The sequence below is a fragment of the Anabaena sp. WFMT genome, from assembly GCF_051781005.1.
Lineage (GTDB): Bacteria > Cyanobacteriota > Cyanobacteriia > Cyanobacteriales > Nostocaceae > Anabaena.
On record NZ_JBPWOA010000042.1, the window covers coordinates 1 to 1,084 of the forward strand.

The 1,084-nt window shown below is 37.4% G+C and carries 1 pseudogene; it reads right to left on the reverse strand.

The features are described 5' to 3' along the window. Nucleotides 1-17: 17 nt before the first annotated feature. Nucleotides 18-929, reverse strand: a pseudogene (locus ACSQ6I_RS24640) (IS982 family transposase). Nucleotides 930-1,084 lie beyond the last annotated feature (155 nt).

The following is a 1,084-nucleotide window of genomic DNA, read 5'->3' on the forward strand; positions in this document are numbered from 1 at the left end:
ACGTGAGTTCGACGGAGCTAAAAAATGGCAGGAGGTAGAGATGGTAAGTCTTTTGGGTAAATATCAATAGAAGGTTTTTTAGGTAAATAGGTATAAGCAGCCAAACCCGCTATCAAATTCACCAAAAAGTTCAATGGACTACGATGACGGGAGTGTTCTATTTGACAGATATTTTTGAGGTAGTCATTTACAGATTCGATAACGGCTCGTTTGCGTAATAAAATTTTATCAATCAATTTGACTAAGCGATTTTTCATGTTCTTTTTGGATTTTGTAATTAACTCTAATCCTCGCTCATATAACTCCTCAAATAATTTTTGGGAAACATATCCTCTATCCCCAAAAAGTTTACCAATTAAATCTTGAGTCATCTCTGGAACTGGTTTGCGGTCATCTACATTGGCAGGAGTTAACTTAAATGCCAGCAGTTCTCCTCGGTCATTAATAATCAAATGAAGTTTACTTCCGTTATGCCAACCCACGAAATTTTTACCCCATTTGACCAACCCTTTAAATACTTTATGTGTATGGGCATGACAATTATGGCAAACATTGATTGGTGTGGAATCTATAAAACTAATCCCTGTAATTTCTCAGGTTCGTGTATGCAAAAAACAGCACAATAACATTAGACACCAAGGCATCAATTCCACAAATCTTGTGTAGCTGACTAAATTCGGAAATGCCCCACGCCATCCTGGAAGTACCTGCAAGGTATAAAATTCCTTAAAGGTTCTATAACCACTGCCATGAAAAGCAATGACTATTGTCATCACTTCTGATAGGTGCATTCTTGATTAGCTGCGCCTTTCTCCCTTTGTGGATGGCAATTGTGGTACTTGCTGCCACAAGTTTTCCCATTGGTTACAGAAATCATCTACATCACAAAATATTTGCGTAATATCAAGGTGAGATATGATGGTAGACATAGCCGAGACTCCCTATTTTCTTTGATATTTTTAGTCTCGGTGTTTTTTTATGATTTTTTCACCTCTTCTCCATAAATCTTAGTGATTTTTCTCTGGAGTTTCTCAAATCCTCTCTGAACAAGCTTTCCACCTTTTGATCACTGTCGAACTCACGT